The following is a 22,346-nucleotide window of genomic DNA, read 5'->3' as shown; positions in this document are numbered from 1 at the left end:
GGCTCATGCGGCGTCCGGATCCTCGACCTGCCCGGTTCCAAAGCGCGTCCTGATATAGTCATCGACCATGGTCTCGAATTCGCCGGCAATATTGTCGCCGCGCAGGGTCCGGACCTTCTTGCCGTCGACAAAGACAGGTGCGGCCGGACTTTCGCCCGTCCCCGGCAGCGAAATGCCGATATCGGCGTGCTTCGATTCGCCCGGACCGTTGACGATACAGCCCATGACCGCGACATTCAGCGTCTCGACGCCCGGATATTTGTCGCGCCAAACGGGCATGTTGCGCCGCAGGTCGTCCTCGATTTTCTGGGCCAGTTCCTGGAACACCGTTGATGTGGTTCGCCCGCACCCCGGACAGGCGGCGACAACCGGGACGAATTGCCTGAAACCCATGACCTGCAGCAGTTCCTGCGCCACCTGAACCTCGCGCGTGCGGTCGCCGCCCGGCTCCGGCGTCAGCGATATGCGGATCGTATCGCCAATGCCCTGCTGCATGACGATGGCGAGCGCCGCGGATGATGCGACGATGCCCTTGCTGCCCATGCCGGCTTCCGTCAGCCCCAGATGCAGGGCGTGGTCGGACCGGCGCGCCAGTTCCGTGTAGACGGCAATCAGATCCTGCACCTGGCTGACCTTCGCCGACAGGATGATGCGGTCGCGGGAAAGCCCGATCTCCTCGGCGAGTTCCGCCGACAGCAGCGCCGACTGCACGATGGCCTCGCGCGTCACTTCCTGGGCGCTCATCGGCCCGCCCTTCTCGTGGTTCTCATCCATCAGGCGGGTCAGCAGCGCCTGGTCGAGCGAGCCCCAGTTGACACCGATACGCACCGGCTTGTCGTAGCGGATCGCCGTCTCGACGATCTGCGCGAACTGCTTGTCCTTCTTGTCCTTGAAGCCGACATTGCCGGGATTGATGCGGTATTTGGCCAGCGCTTCGGCGCAGGCCGGATGATCGGCCAGAAGCTTGTGGCCGATATAGTGGAAATCGCCGACGAGCGGCACGTCAAGGCCCAGCCTTTCCAGCCTTTCGCGGATCTTCGGCACCGCCGCCGCGCTCGCGTCACGGTCGACGGTGATGCGCACGATTTCCGAGCCGGCATTGTGGAGAGCGGCCACCTGCGCGACAGTTGCGTCGATATCGGCGGTGTCCGTGTTGGTCATGGACTGAACCACGATGGGATTGGGGCCGCCGACCTTCACGCCGCCGACATCAACGGCAACGGATTCGCGCCGGTCAAAAACTTCGGAATAGTAACTGCCCATCGCAACCTCTGGCCGCAGTGCTCGGTGGAGCCGGAAATGTCTACTGGATGTGAGGTGGTACAACCAGCCCGCAATGTCAACATGATGACGGTTCGCTCGCAGGGTCCGGAGGTGCCAACCGCGCTTGCGGGCTTCGTCCAATGGCTGTCAGGCCGCCGCGACCGCGGCGCTTTTCGGCGATGCGTTCCTGTTTATCCCGAGGTCCGAAAGTGCCGCGGACACCGCCGAATCCGCATCGGTATGCGGAACCGTTCCGAGCAGCGTGCGCAGCTTGTCGCCATCCAGGCTGTGCGGGACGTGCCAGAGATAGGACATTTCGCACACATGACGCATCATCGGCGAGAAGAGACCGGCAGCACGCAAGAGCGGCCAGGGTATACCGGCGCGTTTGAGGGGAAGCCCGACAGCCTGCTCGCAACAATCCATCAATTGTTGACCGGTCAGCGTATGGTCCGGGAAATTGAACATTTCGAACGGCCCCAATTCGCCGGCGCGATCCGCTAACGCAACAAAGGTGGCCGCAAGATCCGGCGTGTACGCCCAGCTGTGCGCAAGGTCCATCGGTCCGGGATAGGTGAAGATGCCCTTGTCGATCTTCGCGGCGATGGACAGATCGAACCACGAGCCCTTCACCGGCCCGCCGAAAAAATCGCCTGCACGCAAGATGATGGTACGCACATTGCCGCGTTGCGCCTCGCGCTCGAAAAGCTGTTCGAGCGCGATCCGGATCCGGCCCTTGCTCGTCGTCGCGCCCTGAGGGTCCTGCGGCCGCATGCCCGGATGAACCTCGTGCCCGTAATTGTAGACATTTCCGGGAAACAGATGCAGCGCGCCGTGTTGCCGCGCCGCCGCAATGACATTCTCGCCCATCGGCAGGACATATCTGCGCCACTGTGTGTAGGTCGGATTAAGGCCGTTGAAAATGATATCCGCGCCCTCGGTCGCGGCGGTCAGGGCCCGGCGGTCCATGGCATCGGCAGTGCGCTGTTCGATCCCGGCTGGCAGACCTGCTGCCGCGCCCGAGCGCGTAACGGCGAGAACCCGGTAGCCTTTGTCGTGAAATGCCATGGCCACCTGGCTGGCCAGGCGCCCGTTGGCGCCGAGAACTGCGATCGTCTGCATTGTCCTGCTCCTGTTGGGAAATGACGTGGTGAATGGACAATATGCATACAAAATCGTATTTTAAATTGATCTTGCCGTATGCTTTCTATTCAAAAATGTATCAAATGGACTGGAACCTGATCCGCAGCTTTCTTGCCATCGCCGAAACCGGAACGCTGGCGAAGGCGGCGCAAAATCTCGGCGTAAGCCAACCGACGCTCGGCCGCCACATCGATGCGCTGGAAGCAAGCCTCGGCCTGACACTGTTCACCCGCGGACGGCACGGCATGACACCGACCGAGGCAGGGCTCTCCATCATCGAGGACGCGAAAGCCATGGCATTCGAGGCCGATCGCCTGGCGCTGAAAGCCGCCAGCCGCGCGCAATCGCTCGGCGGCACCGTTCGCATCACCGCCAGTGAAGTGGTCTCGACCTATATCCTGCCGCCCATCATCGCCGCTCTTGGCGTTGCCGAGCCGGACATCCAGATCGAACTCGTGCCCAGCAACACGGTGGAAAATCTGCTGAGCCGCGACGCGGACATTGCCGTGCGCATGGTCCGGCCGGTCCAGAACGACGTGATTGCCCGCAAGACCAACGAGCTCGGCATGGGAACCTACGCGCATGCGGACTATCTGGCCCGCCACGGGACCCCGCAGACGATCGAGGAATTCTTCCGCCATCGACTCATCGGCATGGACCGCTCCAATCTTATCGTCGACGGCATGGCAGATCTCGGCATTCACGCCCAGAGAGACAGTTTCGCCGTGCGTACCGATCACCAGATCGCCTATTTCGAACTCGTCAGGGCCGGTGCAGGCATCGGCTTCATTGCCCATTATCTGGCGGCCGGTCATTCGGAACTGCGGCGCATACTGCCGGATATCACGATCCCCGCCCTGCCCATCTGGCTGGCCTCACACCGTGAACTGCGCACCAGCCAGCGCATTCGGCGTGTCATGGACTTTCTCCATGAACGCATCAACGCCCTGCCGCTCGGTGACACGTAACGCCGGGCTCAATGGTGTTGCAATATTCCTTTTGTCAGGCGACACTGCCGCCGATTTGGAAATCGTGGAACAGGCGACTGGAAGGGAGGCGGTTTAATGCATCTGATTGACTTCCCGGTCACCGGTTACGACTATCTGACCTTCCTGTTCCTGATCGTTCTCATTGTCGTTTTCTTCTACGTCATCATCCAGCTTGGCAGCCTTCCGGGAAAGATCGCCGAACGGCGCAACCACCCGCATGCCGAGGCGGTCAAGATTGTGGGCTGGATCGGTCTCTTTACGGTTTTTCCGTGGATACACGCGATCATCTGGGCGCTGCATGAGGCGACGCTGGTCGATGTGCGCTCCATGCCCGACAGCAACACCGATCTCGAAGGCCAGCGCGCCACCGTCTACGGCGTCCCGCTTCCGGGCGGTCCGACCAAACAGGTTGACGTCGCCGAAATACACGCCGCGCCACCGGCTGATGGTGATGCGAATCCGCCCGAAACGGCCGGTACGTCCGAAAAGGACGATACCGAAAAACCGGCATAGCGGGGTGGGTGGATGTTAATTGCCGTCGGCATCGTCGTAACCTACATCGTCTTCGTCTGGCTCGTCTTTTTCCGTTTCCGGCTTCTCAAATTCAATATCGTATGGGGCATTGTCGGTTTCTGGGTCGGCGTGCACATGCTGCTGATCTTCCTGATCGCGCTGCGCTTCTTCCAGCCCTTTTCCATCGACGGCCACGTCATACGCCCGACCGTCCAGCTCGTGCCGCGCCTGCCGCAGCCCACGATCCTGAAGGAGGTGCTGGTCACCTCCAACCAGCAGGTCAAGGCCGGCGATGTGATGTACCAGTTCGACAGGACGATCTACGAGGCCAATCTGGCCGCCAACCAGGCGAAGCTCGTCGAGGCGCAGCAGAACGCCAAGATGCTCGATGTCGATGTGCAGCAGGCCAATGACGCGATGGCCGAGGCGGTCGCCAACCGCACCTATGCGCAGGAGGAGGTCAAGCGCTACACGGATCTTGTTCCGAAGGGCGGCGCGCGCCAGGAAACGCTCGACAAGTGGATCCAGCAGCTTGCGGCCGCCGACGCGCAGGTCGCCGAGGCCCAGGCCAACATCACCAAGGCCGAGCTTGCCCGCGACGCCAAGATCGACGGCATCAACGCGCAAGTTTACGGCGCGCAGGCCGAGGTCGCCAAATCGCAATATTATCTCGACCAGACAACCATACGCGCGCCCGAAGACGGCATCATCGTCACCCAGCAGGCGCGCCCGGGCCTCGTTGTCGGCAATCGCCGCATTGCCGCTCTGGCGGTCCTGGTCGCCGATGCCGATCCCTATATGCTGGCGACCTTTTATCAGGAGCACCTCAAATTCGTCGAACCCGGCCAGGAGGTCGAGGTCGCGCTCGACATCTTCCCCGGGCAGATTTTCAAAGGCAGCGTCGAGGCGGTCTGGTGGGGCACCGGCCAGGGTCAGATCAAGCCCAGCGGCAACGTGCCGACATTCCGTTTTCCCAAGGTCCAGGGGCGCATAGCCGTGCAGATCAAGGTCGACGATCCGGCGCTCAAGCGATTTCCCGCCGGCGTCCATGGCGCCGTGGCCATCTATACCGGCCTCGGCAAGGGGTTCGAACCCTTGCGGCGCATCAACATCCGGCTCTATTCCTGGGCCAACCTCCTGTTCCCGTTGAACCTGTGATCGAGGCGGAAGCGATGAGCGCACTGATCCGATATGCCAAGCGCCTGAGCCCGCTCCCGGCCATTGTCGCGACCGGCCTTGTCCTGGCCGGCTGCATGGTGGGGCCGGATTTCGAACGTCCTGAAGCGCCCTATCTCGGAAGCTGGAGCAAGGGCGCCGGCCTTCCGGTCGATGCCAAGACCGGCTTCACCACGCGCAGCGCCGCCGTCAACAACTGGTGGACGCTGTTCAAGGATCCGACATTGACGGCGCTGATCGACGAGGCCTACCGGCAGAATGTGCTGCTCGAAGCCGCCGGCGCCCGTGTCTACCAGGCGCGCGCCCAGCTCGGCGTTGCCGAAGGCGAACTGTTTCCCCAGCAGCAGCAGGCCAAGGCCGGCGTCGAGAAGGTACAGCTCAGCCGGAACGAGCCGCTGGTGCGCGATATTCAGCAATTCATCCCGCTGGATCCGAATTTCACCCGCTACAGCACCGGCTTTGATGCCGGCTGGGAAATCGACCTCTGGGGCAAGATCCGCCGCGACATACAGTCCGCCAGGGCCAATCTGCTCTACCAGATCGCCAGCTATGACGACGCGCTTGTAACGCTCACCGGCGACATCGCCGCCACCTATGTGACAATCCGCGAGCTGCAGGGCCTGATCGCCATCACCCGCCGGAACCTGGCGCTGCAGAAGAAGAGCCTCGACATCGCCAAGGTCAAGCTCGAAGGCGGCACCACGACGCGCCTCGACGTCGACGAGGCGACGGCCGCATACAACAGCACGCTCGCCACCCTGCCCGGCTACCAGGCCGACCTGGCGCAGGCCATGAACGCCATGAGCGTGCTGCTGAGCGAGCCGCCCGGCAATGTGGCGCCGCGCCTGAAGAAGCATGCCCGCCTGCCGCGCGTGCCGGCGACCGTCGCCATAGGCGTGCCGGCGGATATGCTGCGCCGCCGCCCCGATGTCCGCGCCGCCGAATATCTGGCAGCAGCACAGTCGGCGCAGATCGGCGTCGCCAAGGCGGACCTTTATCCCGCATTCACCATCTCCGGCGCCATCGGCCTGAAGGCCAGCGATTTCAAGGGCATTTTCAACACACGAAGCTTCGAGGGGTTCATCAACCCGTCATTTTCGTGGAACGTGCTCAATTACGGCCGCATCCAGAACAATGTGCGCGTGCAGGACGCCGAGTTCCAGGAAACGCTGGAGCAATACAAGAACACGGTCCTCAACGCTTACGCCGAGGTGGAGACTGCGCTCGTCGCCTTCGTCCGGTCCAAGCAGCAGGTCGTGTATCTGTCGCGCGCCGTCGCGGCCTCCAAGCGGGCCGAGGCGGAAGTTCTTACCCAGTACCAGGACGGGACGGCCAGCTATGACCGGGTGATTGACGCGCAACGGTCCCTTCTCGACTCCGAAGCCCGCCTGCTGGTCGCCCGCGCAAACGTGCTGACCAACCTGATTTCCGTCTACAAGGGCCTTGCCGGCGGCTGGGTGCCGCCCAACGTCAAGGGTTTCGTCAACGCCCGGACCCGCGAACAGATGGAAGACCGCACGAACTGGGGCCAACTGCTGGAAAAACCCATCGAACCGAAGCCGATCGAAACGCAATAGTCTTGCTTGTGAACCGCCCCAGAAGGCGCATCGCGGCCACGATCCCATGAGTGTTTTCGTCGTCGTCAATCCGCGCGCCGGCAGCGGTCGCACGGGCCGGCGCTGGCCGGACATCGCCGCCGCCCTGTCTGGCGGGATCGGTCCCTTCGATCATGCGTTCACCACAGGCCGGGGCCATGCCACGAGACTCGCGCGCCAGGCCGTCGAGGCAGGTGCGGAACTGATCATCGCCGTCGGCGGAGACGGAACGATCAGCGAGGCGGTGAACGGGTTTGTCACCGACGACGGCGCCGTCCGGCGCGATTGCACCTTTGCCGTCATCAGCGCCGGCACCGGCGCGGATTTCGTCCGCAGCCTCGGCCCGTCCCCGGATCCGCTTCGCGGCATTGCCTCCGGAAAGCGGCGGCGTATTGACCTCGGCCGCGTGACCTATGTGGACGATAATGGCAATCCGGCATCGCGCCTGTTCATCAACATCGCCGGCATGGGCCTCTCCGGCGAGGTCGACCGTGCGGTCAATGCCGAACGCATGACCGGCCTGCTGCCCGGAAAGGCCGCCTACTATATCGCAACGCTCGGGGCGCTGCTGCGCCACCGCAGCCGCACCGTCCGCCTGACCATCGATGATCGCGAGCAACTGACCGTCGATCTTTCCATGGCAGCGATTGCCAACGGGCAATATTTCGGCGGCGGCATGCATGTCGCGCCCAAGGCACGGCTCGACAGTGGTGAATTTCAGATCGTCATCCTGCGCGGCGGCGCGAAGCTGGCACTGGCAAGGGACCTGCGCCAGGTCTACCGCGGCGCCCATTTGGACCACCCGATGATCCTTGCGCGAACGGGCCGCCACATTGTCGCGGAAACCGTCGACCAGACCGGTGTGAAGGTTCCGCTCGATATTGACGGCGAATCGCCCGGCTGCCTGAAGGCGACATTCGAAATTCTCCCCGGCGCGCTGCTGCTGCGCCAGTAGCGGCAGTCAGCCGCCAGCAAAAGGCGTCTCGGCTGCCTCATTCAGATCGGCATGGCGCGCCACCGGGGAAAGTCCGAGCACGACGATGAAAAGCGCGGCGAGGCCCATGAAGGCAACCGAAAAACTCTGATATTCGGCGATGAAGCCGATCAGCGCCGGTGCCATCAGAATGCCCGAATAGCCCATGGAGGTCGCAATGCTGATCCCGACACCAGGCTGCAGGCCCGGCAGATTGCCGGCGGCCGACAGCGCCACGGGCACCAGGTTGGCGATGCCGATGCCCGACAGCGCAAAACCCGCAATCGCCATGGTCGGCCCGCTTGCCGTTGCGGCGAGCAGCAGCCCGACCGCGGCAACAATCGCCGAATAGCGCATGGTGGTCACCGCGCCGAATTTGCGCCGGACCGCATCGCCCGCGAAACGCATGACAGCCATGGTTGCCGCCACGGCACCGAAGGCAAGCCCGGAATAGGTGACGTCGGCGCCGAGGTCCTGGCGCAGGTAAAGCGCGCCCCAGTCGAGGATCGCGCCTTCCGGAACCATGGAAAACAGCGCCACAAGCCCGACGACATAGGGCATCGGCGCGAGCGTCAGCCGGAAGCGCGGCTTGGCATCGGCCGCCAGCGGCAGATCCGGTGCAAGCCGCGTCACGAAGGACAGCGCGATCACAAGGGCAATCGCACTGACGAGGGCCACCTGCATGCCGCTTCCGAAACGGTCGATCAGCACGCCGCCCGCCGCCGCGCCGATGAGCCCGCCAAGGCTCCAGAAGCCGTGACAGGACGACATGATCGCCTTTCTCAGCCGCTTTTCGACGACGACCGCATTGGCGTTCATGGCGATATCCATCGATCCGATAATGCCGCCGAAGACGAAGAGCACGCCGACCAGCACCGGCACGCCCGGCGCCAGCGCCACGGGCAGAAGGGCCAGCGAGCACAGAATGCATGTGACGCGCAGAACCGGCAGCGCGCCGATGCGGGCGATCAGCGCGCCCGAGACCGGCATGATCAGGATCGAGCCGAGCCCCAGCGTCAGGATGAGCAGCCCGAGCGCCGATTCCGACAGGCCGTGCTGCTGCGCAAGCTCGGGCACCAGCGGCGCCCAGCTGCCGACGACAAAGCCGTTCATCAGGAACATCGCGGATACCGCTGCGCGCATGCCCGTGGCTCCCAGAGCAGTCAATGACAGGATTGCTCAATGTCCGCCGACCGGCGGATATGGTTGATTTATGCGTAGACGACCAAAAGATCTTTTGCGTCGATCTGATCGCCGGCTTTTACCAGCACCTCGGCAATGACGCCATCCCTTTCCGCATGGATCGCCGTTTCCATCTTCATGGCTTCGATGGAAAGCAGCACATCGCCTGCCTGAACCTCCTGCCCGGCGGCGACCGCGACGGTCGAGACAACGCCCGGCATCGGCGCGCCCACTTCGGCCTCGTTTCCGGCATCGGCCTTCCTGCGCTGCGCGGCGGCAGACGCGCCATGCGCGCGGTCCGGAACCTTGATGCGCCGCGGCTGGCCGTTAAGCTCGAAGAAGACGGTGACCATGCCCTTTTCATTGGGCTCGCCCACCGCCAGGTTGCGGATCACCAGCGTCACGCCCTTCTCCAGATCGACGAAGAGTTCGCTGCCGACCGGCAGGCCATAGAAATAGGCCGGAGTCGGAAGGGCCGAAACGGGACCATAGGTGTTGCGCGCCAGCGCATAATCCGTGAAGACCTTCGGATACATGAGATAGGATGCCAACTCATAGTCGTCGACCGACCGGTCTATTGCCTTCTCGATCTCTGTTTTCTCGGCATCGAGGTCGGCATCCTCCAGAAGCGAACCCGGACGCACGGCATAGGCTTTCTCGCCCTTGAGCACCTTTTCCTGCAGCCCTTCCGGCCAGCCGCCCGGCGACTGACCAAGATCGCCGCGCATCATCGAGACGACGGAATCCGGGAAGGAAACGTCCCGCTCGGGATTCTCGACATCGGCCACCGACAGGTCCTGCGAGACCATCATCAGCGCCATGTCGCCCACCACTTTCGACGACGGCGTCACCTTGACGATATCGCCGAACATCTGGTTGGCGTCCGCATAAGCCTGCGCCACCTCGTGCCAGCGGGTCTCGAGACCCAGCGAGCGCGCCTGTTCCTTCAGATTGGTGAACTGGCCACCCGGCATTTCGTGCAGGTAGACCTCCGAGGCAGGACCCTTCAGGTCGCTCTCGAAAGCGACATATTGCGCGCGCACGGCCTCCCAGTAGAACGAGATGCGGCGGATCCATTCGGGATCGAGGCCCGGATCGCGCTCGCCGCCACGCAGCGCCTCGACGATCGAGCCGAGGCAGGGCTGCGACGTATTGCCGGACAAAGCGTCCATCGCCGCGTCCACCGCGTCGACACCCGCATCCACCGCCGCCAGAACGGTGGCGGCTGAAATTCCCGAAGTGTCATGCGTGTGGAAATGGATCGGAAGATCCGTCGCCTCGCGCATCGCCTTGAACAATTCGGTCGCCGCCGCCGGTTTCAACAGCCCGGCCATGTCCTTGAGCGCGATGATATGGGCGCCGGCATCGGTCAGCTCGCGGGTCAGATCCGTGTAGTATTTGAGGTCGTATTTCGGCCGCGCCGAATTCAGGATGTCGCCCGTATAGCAGATCGTCGCCTCGCAGAGCCTGTCCTCCTCGCACACCGCATCCATGGCGACGCGCATGTTTTCCACCCAGTTAAGGCAGTCGAAGACGCGGAAGAGGTCGATGCCGCCGCTGGCCGCCTGACGGACGAAATGACGGACGACATTGTCCGGATAGTTCTTGTAGCCGACGCCATTGGCGCCGCGCAGCAGCATCTGCAACAGGATATTGGGCGCGCCCTCGCGGATCTGCGCCAGCCGCTCCCACGGATCCTCCGTCAGGAAGCGCATGGCGACGTCGAATGTCGCGCCGCCCCAGCATTCCAGCGACAGGAGCTGCGGCAGCGCCCGCGCATAGGTGCCGGAAATGCGTGCGATGTCATGCGTGCGCATGCGTGTCGCCAGCAGCGACTGGTGCCCGTCGCGCATGGTCGTGTCGGTCATCAGCACGCGTTCTTCAGCGCGCATCCATTCGGCGAATTTCGCCGGCCCCAGCGCATCCAGCTTCTGCTTGCTGCCGTCGGGGATATCGCCGCCGGCGAACGGCACGATCGGTGCGCTGATCTCTTCGTCGGGCATGATCCGGCCGCGCGTTTCCGGGTGGCCGTTGACGGTCACATCGGCAAGATAGGTCAGAAGCCGCGTGGCGCGGTCCTGGCGCCGCACCTGCTCGAACAGCTCCGGCGTGTCGTCGATGAATTTGGTGGTGTAGCTGTTGTCGCGGAAATGCGGGTGGCCGATGATCGCTTCGAGAAAGGTCAGATTGGTGGCGACGCCGCGAATGCGGAACTCACGCAGCGCCCGGTCCATCCGGTTGATGGCTTCTTCCGGCGTCGGCGCCCAGGCCGTGACCTTCTCAAGCAGCGGATCGTAGTAGCGGGTGATCACGGCGCCTGAATAGGCCGTGCCGCCATCAAGCCGGATACCGAAACCGGTTGCGCCGCGATAGGCGGTGATGCGCCCGTAATCGGGAATGAAGTTCTGCTCCGGGTCTTCCGTGGTGATACGGCACTGCAAGGCGTGTCCGTTGAGGCGGATATCCGCCTGTGCCGGCACGCCCGACTGCTCCGTGCCGATCGCATGGCCTTCCAGAATGTGGATCTGCGCCTTGACGATATCGATGCCGGTGACTTCTTCCGTCACAGTATGTTCGACCTGGATGCGCGGATTGACCTCGATGAAATAAAAGGCGCCCGTATCGGCATCCATCAGGAACTCGACGGTACCGGCGCCGATATAGTCCGTCGCCGCGCCGATCTTGATGGCGTAGGAAGCCAGCTCGGCCCGCCGCGCATCGTCGAGATAGGGCGCCGGCGCCCGCTCGACGACCTTCTGGTTGCGCCGCTGGATGGAACAGTCGCGCTCGAAAAGATGCACCACATTGCCGTGCGTGTCGCCAAGCATCTGCACCTCGACGTGACGGGCGCGCTCGACCAGCTTTTCCAGATAGACCTCGTCCTTGCCGAAGGCGGCCCTTGCCTCGCGCTTGGCTTCCGTTACCTCGCGCTCCAGATCGTCCTCGGAGCGAATGACGCGCATGCCGCGCCCGCCGCCGCCCCAGGAGGCCTTGAGCATGACCGGATAACCGATCTCGCGCGCCATCCTGGCGGTCTCGTTCATGTCGTCCGGCAGCGGCTCGGTCGCCGGCACCACCGGAACGCCAACCTCGACGGCAAGATTGCGCGCCGCCACCTTGTTGCCGAGACGGCGCATCGTTTCCGGTTTCGGGCCGATGAAGACGATGCCGTTTTCCGCGCAGGCTTCCGCGAATTCGGGGCTTTCCGACAGGAGGCCGTAACCCGGGTGGATGGCATCGGCGCCTGACAGCTTGGCGACGCGGATCATCTCGTCGATGGACAGATAGCTCTCGATGGGACCCAGATCCTGCGCAAGATGCGGTCCGCGGCCGACCTGGTAGGATTCGTCCGCCTTGAACCGGTGCAGGGCCAGCTTGTCTTCCTCGGCCCAGACGGCAACCGTTTTCAGGCCGAGCTCATTGGCGGCGCGAAAGACACGGATGGCAATTTCAGATCGGTTGGCGACAAGGATTTTGGAAATCGGCAAGGCGAGGGTCTCCGTCATTGTGCGGCGCAGTATGAATTCGCCGCAGTCGCACCCTCTTAGAGCATGTGTCGCCCAATTTGAAGCGTTTGATATCGCCGGCTCCCTGCCGGAGCCGGTCGAAATGTGCATCGCACCATCACATGCGGTTTCAGGAGATCAGGCCCAGGCGAAACGCGATCGCCACCGCATGGTGGCGGTTCTTCGCCTTCAATTTCGTCTGCACTGCGTTCATGTACCAGTCGACCGTGTGATTGGACAGCTTCAGCACAGCGGCGATCTCGTTGGAGGTCATGCCGTCGGCGAGATAGCTCAGCGCCTCCATTTCGCGGCGGGTGAGTTGCACATCGACCGATGAGGAGAGCTCCTCGTTTATCAGCGGGTCGGTCAGTTCGAGCAGCCGCCAGAAAACCGTTTTCGCCAATGCGTCGAACAGGACCATCTCGGTCTGGCTCAGCTCAACCGGCTTGCCGCCGACGGACAGGTTGCCCATCAGTCCCCGGCGGCCGTGAATCGGAAAGATATAGCCGCCCTCCAGGCCGAATCTCACGGCATCGACCATCATGCGCTGCATGCGGCGGCGATGCGGATCCGACTGGAATGCCGGAATGGCCTCGGCCCAGCTGAAGCCCTTGCGGGCATGTCCGAGATAACGGATCGTCGGATCGATCAGGACATATTTCTTTTCCATGTAATGGGCCGGCCAGCCCGCGGGCCAGCGCCCCGCCAGCACCAGGCTGAGCGGGTCCTCGGAGGCTTTGGGCTGGCGGATGACGCCATAATAATCGAAGCCGTGGACATCCAGTACCGATTCCAGGCTTTCGATGATCGACGACTGCGTTTCATGGGTGTTCACAGCTTCGAGGAATTCGATGATTGCGTCCGTATTCACAAAGACACCTATCTTGCCAGATATTCGTTCATCGGCCGCGCTTCGGCTTCCTTTCCCGAAGTGCGGTCGACAGGAATCGCGACCGAACGATCTTCGGTCGCGAGCGTGCAATGACAACCCGGCGCGCGCGCCGGGTACCACTTTCCCATCCAAGTGCAAATTCCACCCAAGGGGATATTAACCGCTGTTGTGAATTGAGAAAAGTGATTGATGAACTGTCGTAGCGTCCCGGCAGGAAACAGCGTGAACCGTTTCCCCAAACACCGGCTTGCCTGACACATTGTTCTTGCTATGCTCCGCCCATGTCGAGCACGAAGAGTCCCATTCGGATCGGTCTGGCGCTTGCGGCAATGCTGTTGTTGCCTCTGGCGGCCTCCGGTGCCAGCGCCCAGATATCCTTCAAGAACTATGTCGATTCGCTTTACCCGGAAGCAGCGGCGGCAGGCGTTTCCTGGGAAACGTTCGAGGCGGCGACGAAGGGTCTGAAACCCAACAAGGGCATCCTGAAATTCACCAAGAGCCAGCCGGAATTCAAGCGATCCATCGGCCAGTATGTCGGCAAACGGGTCACATCCGGGCAGATCAAGTCCGGCCAGGCGATGGCCGGGAAATACAATCGCACCCTTTCGTCAATCGAGAAGAAATACGGCGTCGACCGTCATGTCCTGCTGGCCATCTGGGGGATGGAAACGAACTATGGCGGCTTCATCGGCAAGAGCGACACGCTGGGATCGCTCGCAACGCTTGCCCATGCCGGCTATCGCGGCGATTTCTTCCAGAAGGAATTCATCAATGCATTGCTGGTGATGCAGCAGGAGAAGCTGAGCCGCAAGCAGATGCGCGGCTCCTGGGCGGGTGCTGTGGGCCATACGCAGTTCATGCCGTCGAGTTTCCTTGAATATGCCGTCGATCACACGGGTGACGGCAAGCGCGACCTGTGGGGAAGCCCTCCGGACGCGCTCGCTTCGGCTGCCAATTACCTCAAGGGCAAAGGCTGGCAAAGCGGCGTCCCGTGGGGATTCCAGGTCAATCTGCCGAAGAATGTCGACCTGATGAAGGCAACGGACACCTATCGCAACTGGGTCAAGCGCGGCGTCGTGCGCATGGATGGCGGCGCCCTTCCCGACCGCGGATCGGCGACACTGCTCTTTCCCAGCGGCATCGAGGGCCTGGCTTTCCTCGCCACCGAAAACTTCATGGTGCTGAAATCCTACAATTTTTCCGATGCCTATGCCCTGTCCGTCGGTCATCTCGCCGACCGCATCGCCAACCGTCACGCGCCACTGGCCGGCAACTGGAATGTCGAGCGGCCGCTCAACAAGGCCGAACGCATCGCCATGCAGGAAAAGATGAAGGCGCTGGGCTATGCGGTGCCGCGCACCGACGGGCGCATCGGCCTCGAGATGCGGGCCGTCATCCGCGACTATCAGAACCGCAACGGCATGACGCCGGACGGCCATGCGGATGTCGCGGTGCATGATTCGGTCATGAAGAAATAGTCATTCAACGACAATCTCGACACCGACGCTGCGCCCTGCCGCATCGATGACGGACAGCCGCGCGCTGCCCGGCCCGTCCGGCACCCATTGCCAGTCGCGCCGGCGCACGGAGGCCGCCGCCGGCCGGCCATTCGCCAGCCAACGGAACGGCGGCCGTCCGCCCTGCAGCTTGATCACCAGGGGGCGGTAGCTGCCGTCCGAGGACCGGCTGAGCGCCACATGCGCACCGCTCGGAGGATAGGCGATCTGCGGTGCGGTCTCGCCGCTCGGCGCTGCCTGCAACCGTTCTTCGAAACTGCGGAATCGCCGCATCGGCTCCGGAAGCGCGTTGCGGGCAAGGCGCACCGCCCCCGCAGGCGGCGGCCGGAACGGAACGATATCGTTTCCCGACCGGGCGAAGGCGTCAAACAGAACCGGCGCTGCGGCGCTGAGGCCGGTCAGGCCCGGAACGGCGCTGTTGTCTGGCCGGCCGATCCAGACACCGATGACATGGCGGCCATCGAAGCCGACGGACCACGCATCGCGGTAGCCATAGCTCGTGCCCGTCTTGTAGGCGATGCCGATCTGCTGCGAGCCGGCCGGCGCGGGAAGATCGCTCAATATGTCGCGCACGTGCCAGCGCGCCACGCTGCTCAGCACGGCATTCGACGTCTCCGGCCGTGCGACCGGATCGATGCCGTTGGACAGCGCCAATGGCCGGCCGTCACCGGCTGCCAGCGTCGCGTATAGCTGCACCAGATCGACAAGGCTTGTCCCGATGCCGCCAAGCCCGATGGAAAGGCCAGGTCGGTCGGCCGCCGCCGGCAGCGCATAGCGCATACCGCTCTTACGCAGGAGCGCCGAAAGGCGAGACGGGCCGACGGCAACGAGCAGCCGCACGGCCGGAACATTCAGCGATAGCTGCAGGGCGCGGCGGACGCTGACATCGCCCTGGAACTGCATGTCGAAATTGCGCGGCCGGTAGCCGGAGAAATTGGCCGGCCGGTCGGTGATCAGTGTTTCGGGCACGACCAGGCCCTCATCGAAGGCAAGGCCGTAAATGAACGGCTTGAGCGTCGAGCCCGGCGATCGCGCCGCGCGGCTCATGTCGATCCATCCGGCGCGTCCGCCGTCGAAATAGCCGGCCGAGCCGACCTGCGCCAGAATGCTGCCGTCATGGCTGTCGGCCATCACGATGGCGACGGAAAGCCGCCGGCCCAGACGCGCCGCAGCGTCCGCTGCCACGGCCTCCAGATTGCGCTGGGCGCTGGCGGACAGGAGCGTGCGGTGCGTGAGACTGCCCGGTTCGGCGGCCCGCGCCCGCTCCGCGAGATGGGCCGCCAGCGCCGGCAGCGGCCTGCGCCGGACGGAAAACTCCAGCCCGGCAACCCGCGCCACCTCGCCATGATCGATCAGGCCCTTCAGCGCCGCGCGTTCAAGAACACGCAAGCTTGCGCTGCGCGCCGCCTCCGCATGACGGTCGGGCCGCCGGCTTTCCGGCGACTGCGGAAGCGCGACCAGCATCGCCGCCTGCTGCAGGCTCAGCGCGTCGGGTTCCCTGCCGAAATAGGCAAGGCTCGCCGCGCGCACCCCCTCCAGATTGCCGCCATAGGGCGCCAGCGTAAGATACCAGGAAAGGATCTCCTGTTTGCTCATCCGCCGCTCGATCTGGAGCGCCCGCGCCATCTGCCGGAGTTTCGCGCCGAGCGACCGCGACGGGCGCGGCTCAAGCAGCCGCGCCAGTTGCATGGTGATGGTCGAGCCGCCGGAGACGATACGTCCGTTGGCGATCATCTGGGCGAAGGCCCGGCCCATGGCCAGCGGGTCGACCCCGTGATGCGACCAGAAGCGCTTGTCCTCATAGGCAACCAGCAGGGCCGTGAATTCCGGATCAAGCGCATCGAGATCCGGCCGCAGCCGCCAGCGCCCTTCCCTGTTGGCGAACACCCGCAGGAGCTCGCCGTCCCGGTCGGTGACCTCGACCGAAAGCGCCCGGGAATCGGGAAGTGGCGGCGGATAGGCGCGGTCGAGCGCGGCGGCAAGCACCCCAAGTGCGACGACAAGGCCTGCCGCGCTCGCCGCAGCTAAGGTCAGCCGTCGTTTGCCAGCCTGCCTCATTGGTCCGCGTCGCGCACCGTCATCCAGCGGGCAGCGGTGCGCGCCGAGAATTCAGGGCGGTACATGTCCTCGACCTGTGCCGCCGGAAGCGCGTAGGAGCCCGGAACGACGGCACGCACCACATAGGCGACCCGAATGGGTCCGTCGGCGCCGCCATTCGCATCGAATGCGGCAACGAACCGGTCGTCGCGAAACTCCGTATGCGCCGGCGCGGTCTCGCCGAGCCAGGAAAAACCGGAAAGCGCCGCGCTCTCAACGATCCTTGGGTTGTCGATCTCGAGCCCGGCCGGCAAAAGATCGGTCAGCACGATCCGCGCCGGCAGCCGGTTCGTCTGCTGGACGGTGAGGACGACGACGAAACGCTGGTTCTGCGCCACCGAATCGATGGACACCTCGCGCCCGTCAAGATCATGATGGCTGCGGCTGATGGTAAAGCCGTTTCCGCCCGCGGGCGGTGCCTGCAGCGGCGCGGCAACCGTCGTGACAACCGCCCGCACCGGCTCGGACCCGTCATTGCGCAGGCGGATCGGCTGGTCGACGATCGCATCGCCGCTGACGGTGCGTCCGAAACGTCCGCTCACCGGCTGCCCGTCGACGCTGAGCCTTGCTGTCTCTTGGGTCTCCTGTACCGAACGCGCGGCGAGCAGCATCCAGGCCTGTTCCTGTGTGGTGCGCGCCGGTCTCTGTGACTGGCGGGCAGAAACGAGCTGCACCATGTCGCCGAGCAGCGGCGTGACGGGACGGCTTTCACCGGCTAGCGCCAGCATGGCCGCATCGTCACGCAGCGCCGAGCCGTAATCGGTGCGGCGCAGATTGGCGGCCCCGGCCGCGTTGGCGAGCCGGTAGGCGGAACCGAAGGCCCGCTGGGCCCGCTCGCTGTCGCCGTAAAGTGCCAGGCTTGCCGCGATCTGCGCCCGCGCCAGCGGCGTAGCAAACGCGTCGAGCTGGGCATCCGCATAGTAGCGCAGATCACCCGCCGAAGCCCGCTTGTTGCGCGCCAGCACGTAAAGCGCATAGGCGATACCGTCGCCATTGTCGGCGACGTTGTTCGTGTAGGACAGAACGCTCTGAAGATTGTCGAGCGCCAGGCGCATCGATTGGGCGGGAACCGCATAGTCCTTTTCGCGCGCCCGTGTCAGGAAGTCCGTCACATAGGCGTCGAGCCACAGATCGCCCCCGCCCGGCCCCCAAAGGCCGAAACTTCCGCCTGCCGACTGGTAGGACAGCACCCGGGCGATCGCCTTTTGGACCCGCTCGCGAAGATCCGGGTCGTCCAGAAGCGCCGCGGGTGCATCGAGCTCGCTCAGATAAAGCAGCGGCAGGGCACGGCTTGTCGTCTGCTCGGCGCAGCCATAGGGGTAGCGGTCGAGTGCCAGAAGCAGGCCCGGCACGTCGAAATCCGACCGCGAGACATCGATGCTGACGCTGGCGCCGTCGAGATAATAGGCCGCCAGCAATTCCTGATCGATGACCGCCGATCCGCCATTGGCCGCCAGCGGCAGTTCCAGACGGGTTGTGACGGGCAGTGTGGCCGGGCGCACATTCAGCAGCTGCGTGTTTTCGACGCTGAAATCCGCCGGACCGTCCAGCCGCAGCGTGACCTGCGCAAGGTCCGGCCGGCCGGCCGTGACCCCGACGACGAAAGCAGCGTTGCCACCCTGATCGAGCCGGATCGTGCCGGGCAGGCCGGAAATTTCCGCCCGCAACGCATCGCCCGTGTCCAGCGAGACCCGATAGGTGCCGGCCGGACCATCCGTATTGGCGATATCGTAGCGGATCTGGGAATAGTCCTCGGGCGCCAGGAATTTCGGAAGGCTTGCGGTGATCACGACCGGATCGCGGACGATGACATCCTTATCAGCCTGCCCGACGCCTTGCGGCGTCCAGGCGACGGCCATCAGCCGCAATGTGCCGTTAAACTGCGGAACATCGAATGAAATCACGGTCTTTCCATCGGCGTCCAAACGCACAATGCCGGAATAAAGCGCCACCAGCCGCTCGCGCGGCGGGCTGCCCTTGACAGCCATGCCGGGCCCGTCACCGCCGCTGCGAATTCGGCCGGTCGCACCCTGCGCGCCGTCGATGAGCCGGCTGTAAAGGTCGCGGATCTCGACGCCCATGCGGCGCTGACCGAAATACCAGTTTTGCGGGTCCGGCGCCGCGAACGCCGTCAGGTTCAAAATGCCCACATCCACGGCCGCAACCGTGACATAGGCTTCCTCGCCCGCGCCGGCACCCGAAACGGTAACGGGAATATCCAAAGTCGTGTTCGGCTTGATCTTTTCGGGCACCTCAAGCGCCACGTCCAGAGCCCGCTCGCCCGGATCGATCGGCAGCCATTTGATGCCGACGGCACGCGACGGCATCCGGTTTTCGGCAGCGCTGCCCGGCCGGATCAGGGTCGCGGTCACATAGGCTCCGGCGCCCCAGGCCGCATCGACGAGAATGTCGATCTCGGTGCCGCCCGCCGGCACCGTGGCGGTAAAGACATCATGCAAACGGTCATTCGACACCGTGATCAGCGCATCGCCGGAAAAGCGCGGCGAAATAAGCAGCTTTGCCATATCGCCGGCGCTGTAGCGGTCGCGGTCAAGGGCAATCTCCAGCCCGTCCGGCGTTTCCGTCGAGGCGGCGCTGACATACCAGCCCGCGTCGAATTCGACACTGGTTGCCGCTCCGCCCGGATCGCCCGATTCGACCGTCAGCCGGTAACGCCCCCAATCGACGGCAACGGCAATCTGGGCAGCCGTGCCTTCGCTGGCATCGATCGTGCCGTCATCGACCTGGCTGGTGTATTCGACCGGCTCATAGCGCCAGCGGTTGCCCTCGCGATACCATTGGTAATCACGCTCGATGCGCAGCAGCGACCATCTCAGACCGGATTCGGAGAGCCGGTCGCCATCCGGGCCGACGGCGATCACCTGGAACCGCGCCGTGCTGTTCTCGCCCACCTGATCGCCACTGAACTCAGGCTTGATGCCGATCATGGAGCCTTGCGGACGCACCGTGATGGTGCCGGTCTTCTCGACCGCCCTTCCGCCGCCTTCGCGAACCCGCACGGTAAGATCGGCAACCAGCGGATGGGTGGTTGCCGGCAATGACGGAAGGTCGATGTCGACGGAGCCGTGCCCCCGCGCATCCAGGTTGGAGGCAGTGCCCACATCATAGTGCGTATCGATGGCGGTCTCGTCGGCAAGGCCGAAGACGTAGCCCGGCGCATCGGATCGTTCACGCACGGATTTGAGCTTCAGATCGGCCTCCACAGCGAGACCCGCCGCCGGCGCGCCATACAGGAACCGCCCGTCGATCCCGACCGTCTCCGGCCTTCCCGCAACCAGCGGCGCCTTCGGAATCTCCAGATCGAATGCGATGCGGTCGGGCCTGAAATCCTCGACCAGGAAGCGCTTTTCGCTGAGCGGCGGCCCCTTGGCGTCGGCGAAGGCGCGCACGGTCCATACGCCATGCATGGCGTTGGCCGGCAGGTCGAGATCGAGACCGTAGCCGCCAGCCGGACCGCCGTTGCGAACCACGCGCCGCTCTTCCTTGCCGTCCGGCCGGATCACCGCGAATGTCAGCGGCAGGTCGGCCACGGCAAATGCCGCGTCATCGCGCAGCAGCGCCGCCAGATGCACGGTTTCGCCGGCCCGGTAGATGCCGCGGTCGAGCCAGGCGAACATGTCGAGCGGACCGGGTGCGGCGCGGCCCGTCACGCCGCGGTCGGACAGATCGAAACCGGCGCGCGAAAGGTCCAGAAAGACGAAATCGCCATTGCCGCCATCGGCGGTGACGACGGCCGGGGCGCGGCCATCCTTCCCCCGCGTCAGACCGGCGGCGAAATGCGCCCGCCCTTCGGCATCGCTTCTGGCCTCGCCGAGCACTTCGTTGTTGCGGGCAAGCAGCGTCAGCTTCACGCCTTCCACCGGCTTGGCGGTGTCCAGCGAGCGGGCGAAGACATGCAGGCCGTCGCTGCCGGAGAAAGAGGAAAGGCCGATATGGGAGATCACCAGCCATTGCGTCGCGCGGCTTTCCCAATTGTCGAGCCGGGCATCGGCAACGCTTGCCATCATCACATAGACGCCCGGCTTGCGTTCCGGCAGCGCTTCATCCACGGGAAAGCTCGTCACCGTCTCGCGGTTCAGTTCACCGGCGGTTTGCAGGCTTCCCTGCCAGACCCGTTCGCCCAGCGCGTCGCGGATGTTGTTCGCATCGTAAGCATCAAGTTGCTTGAGAAACTGCGACCGCGACAGGACCGGCGCCAGCGACCGGTCGCCGATCCGGTAGAGTTCAACATCCACGGCATCGGCATTGACGCTGACCACCGGAATGCCGTGGCGCCCGGCACCCGGAAGGACGAAACGGTCGCCATCGAACCGCACCGACGGCGCGCGGTCGCGGACATAGACATTGATCGTCACCGGCGCTTCGAGCGTTTCGCCGACCTCCGCCGGCAGACCGGCCCGCAGCGTCAGCCGGTACGATTTGCCGTGATCGAGCCCGTCGGCACATATCTCCTGTCCCTTTGCCGAGATCGACTGTGCCGGCTGCCCGTCAATGCGCACATAGGATGCGTAGTCGGTCCCGGTCGGAACCAGCGGATCGGAAAAGCGCACGCAAAGCCGCGCCGTGGCGCTGTCGGCATCCACCGTGTGCTCGACGACACGAAAACCCTTGCGCGCCCTCAAATCCTGAAAATCAGCCCGCACGCGCGGAGAATCGATCAGCGAAAGGCTGGCCTTGTAGGCTTCCAGCGCCGGGCGGTACTGCTGGCGCAGCTCGAGCCCCTTGGCGAGCAGGTCGAGCGCCTGAGCGCGTACTGGCGCATCGCGTGACAATTCATAGGCGTTGAGCGCGGCTGCTGTTGCTGCCCGCTGCGTCCTGTAGTCATTGCGCGACCCGGTATAAAGGGCATTCAGAGCCGCCTGCGAAAGGCTGAGCCAGAGGCCCGGATCATCCGGATCGATCGCCAACGCCTTGCCGAAATAGTCGATTGCCGCCGGCGCCTCGCCAACCGCCAGCGCATTGCGCGCCGCCGCCGTCGTCGCGGCAAGGCCGAGGCCGGCATCGTGCCAGCCGGGCGCCTCGGCTTTCAGCGCGGACGCCTCCGATGAGAGCCCGCGCGACAGAAATGCGAGTTCCGGCGCGGCGCCGATATCGGGCGCGTTCGTATCGGAAACCACCTTGCCCGAAACGGCACCGTCAAAGCGGTCCATCCGGTTGAAGTCCGATTTCAGGAAACAGCGCGCGGCACCGGTGTTGTAGGTAAAGGCGCGGCAGGCATTGTCGGCAAGACAGTAGGATTTGCACTGCTCAAGCGTCACATCCTTTTCCGCCCGCAGGTCGAAACCGTAGAAATCGGCATTGTCGAAGATCTCGAGGCGCTTCGTCTGGGCGAAAGCCGTGGACACGGAGATGGCGGCGATGGCCACAAGGGCCGCCGCATGTCGCAAATGCCTGAACATCGTTTCCTCCCATCAAGGATTCATCATGTCTGCGCCCACCGCACCTAACGCAACAGGAAAGTGCGAAGATTTCAAGACGT

Annotated in this window: 13 protein-coding genes; 6 read left to right on the top strand and 7 right to left on the bottom strand. The window is 64.1% G+C overall.

Annotation, left to right across the window (positions count from 1 at the left end; all coding sequences use genetic code 11):
- Positions 1-3: 3 nt before the first annotated feature.
- Both ispG and OOZ53_RS09850 read right to left on the bottom strand, forming a co-directional pair.
- Entirely contained in the window at positions 4-1,263 is a 1,260-nt protein-coding gene (gene ispG, locus OOZ53_RS09855) for a flavodoxin-dependent (E)-4-hydroxy-3-methylbut-2-enyl-diphosphate synthase (protein WP_271089319.1), read from the bottom strand.
- Between the two features lie 147 nt (positions 1,264-1,410).
- The gene (locus tag OOZ53_RS09850; protein ID WP_271089318.1) at positions 1,411-2,385 is read right to left on the bottom strand and encodes an NmrA family NAD(P)-binding protein; all 975 of its coding nucleotides are present in this window, start codon (positions 2,383-2,385) and stop codon (positions 1,411-1,413) included.
- A gap of 104 nt (positions 2,386-2,489) precedes the next feature.
- On the opposite strand from OOZ53_RS09850, the gene OOZ53_RS09845 reads away from it, so the two are divergent.
- The 5 genes from OOZ53_RS09845 (at position 2,490) to OOZ53_RS09825 (ending at position 7,634) form a co-directional block, all read left to right on the top strand.
- On the top strand, positions 2,490-3,374 hold the full coding sequence (locus OOZ53_RS09845; protein WP_271089317.1) for a LysR family transcriptional regulator: 885 nt from the start codon (positions 2,490-2,492) through the stop codon (positions 3,372-3,374).
- A gap of 96 nt (positions 3,375-3,470) precedes the next feature.
- Positions 3,471-3,908, top strand: a complete 438-nt coding sequence (locus OOZ53_RS09840; protein ID WP_271089316.1) for a DUF3302 domain-containing protein — start codon at positions 3,471-3,473, stop codon at positions 3,906-3,908.
- Between the two features lie 12 nt (positions 3,909-3,920).
- Positions 3,921-5,066, top strand: coding sequence for an HlyD family secretion protein (locus tag OOZ53_RS09835; protein WP_271089315.1), 1,146 nt, complete (start codon positions 3,921-3,923; stop codon positions 5,064-5,066).
- 14 nt (positions 5,067-5,080) lie between these two features.
- Positions 5,081-6,661 carry an efflux transporter outer membrane subunit gene (locus OOZ53_RS09830; protein ID WP_271089314.1) on the top strand — a complete coding sequence of 527 codons (1,581 nt, stop codon included), beginning with the start codon at positions 5,081-5,083 and terminating at the stop codon, positions 6,659-6,661.
- Positions 6,662-6,707: 46 nt separating this feature from the next.
- Positions 6,708-7,634: a diacylglycerol/lipid kinase family protein gene (locus OOZ53_RS09825; protein WP_271089313.1), complete on the top strand. Its 927-nt coding sequence runs from the start codon at positions 6,708-6,710 to the stop codon at positions 7,632-7,634.
- 6 nt (positions 7,635-7,640) lie between these two features.
- Here the strand turns inward: OOZ53_RS09825 and OOZ53_RS09820 are convergent, their stop codons facing one another.
- The 3 genes from OOZ53_RS09820 to OOZ53_RS09810 all read right to left on the bottom strand — a co-directional run bounded on the left by OOZ53_RS09820 (position 7,641) and on the right by OOZ53_RS09810 (position 13,211).
- Positions 7,641-8,795 (bottom strand): MFS transporter, encoded by a 1,155-nt coding sequence (locus OOZ53_RS09820; protein WP_271089312.1) that lies wholly within the window; start codon positions 8,793-8,795, stop codon positions 7,641-7,643.
- Between the two features lie 68 nt (positions 8,796-8,863).
- Positions 8,864-12,322 carry a pyruvate carboxylase gene (gene pyc / locus OOZ53_RS09815; protein WP_271089540.1) on the bottom strand — a complete coding sequence of 1,153 codons (3,459 nt, stop codon included), beginning with the start codon at positions 12,320-12,322 and terminating at the stop codon, positions 8,864-8,866.
- Positions 12,323-12,470: 148 nt separating this feature from the next.
- Complete coding sequence (locus OOZ53_RS09810; RefSeq protein WP_271089310.1) at positions 12,471-13,211, bottom strand: LuxR family transcriptional regulator; 741 nt, start codon at positions 13,209-13,211, stop codon at positions 12,471-12,473.
- A gap of 302 nt (positions 13,212-13,513) precedes the next feature.
- Between OOZ53_RS09810 and OOZ53_RS09805 the strand changes: the two genes are divergently transcribed.
- Positions 13,514-14,710 carry a lytic murein transglycosylase gene (locus OOZ53_RS09805; RefSeq protein WP_271089308.1) on the top strand — a complete coding sequence of 399 codons (1,197 nt, stop codon included), beginning with the start codon at positions 13,514-13,516 and terminating at the stop codon, positions 14,708-14,710.
- On the opposite strand, the gene pbpC is transcribed toward OOZ53_RS09805, so the two are convergent.
- Both pbpC and OOZ53_RS09795 read right to left on the bottom strand, forming a co-directional pair.
- Positions 14,711-16,807 carry a penicillin-binding protein 1C gene (pbpC, locus tag OOZ53_RS09800; protein WP_271089307.1) on the bottom strand — a complete coding sequence of 699 codons (2,097 nt, stop codon included), beginning with the start codon at positions 16,805-16,807 and terminating at the stop codon, positions 14,711-14,713.
- Positions 16,804-22,266 carry an alpha-2-macroglobulin family protein gene (locus OOZ53_RS09795; protein WP_271089306.1) on the bottom strand — a complete coding sequence of 1,821 codons (5,463 nt, stop codon included), beginning with the start codon at positions 22,264-22,266 and terminating at the stop codon, positions 16,804-16,806. The genes pbpC and OOZ53_RS09795 overlap by 4 nt, the downstream gene beginning before the upstream one ends.
- Between the last annotated feature and the right edge of the window lie 80 nt (positions 22,267-22,346).

It is taken from the genome of Allohoeflea poritis (genome assembly GCF_027889715.1).
Lineage (GTDB): Bacteria > Pseudomonadota > Alphaproteobacteria > Rhizobiales > Rhizobiaceae > Hoeflea_A > Hoeflea_A poritis.
Note: the sequence above shows the minus strand (reverse complement) of the source record. Positions and strands in the feature narration are given on the sequence as shown.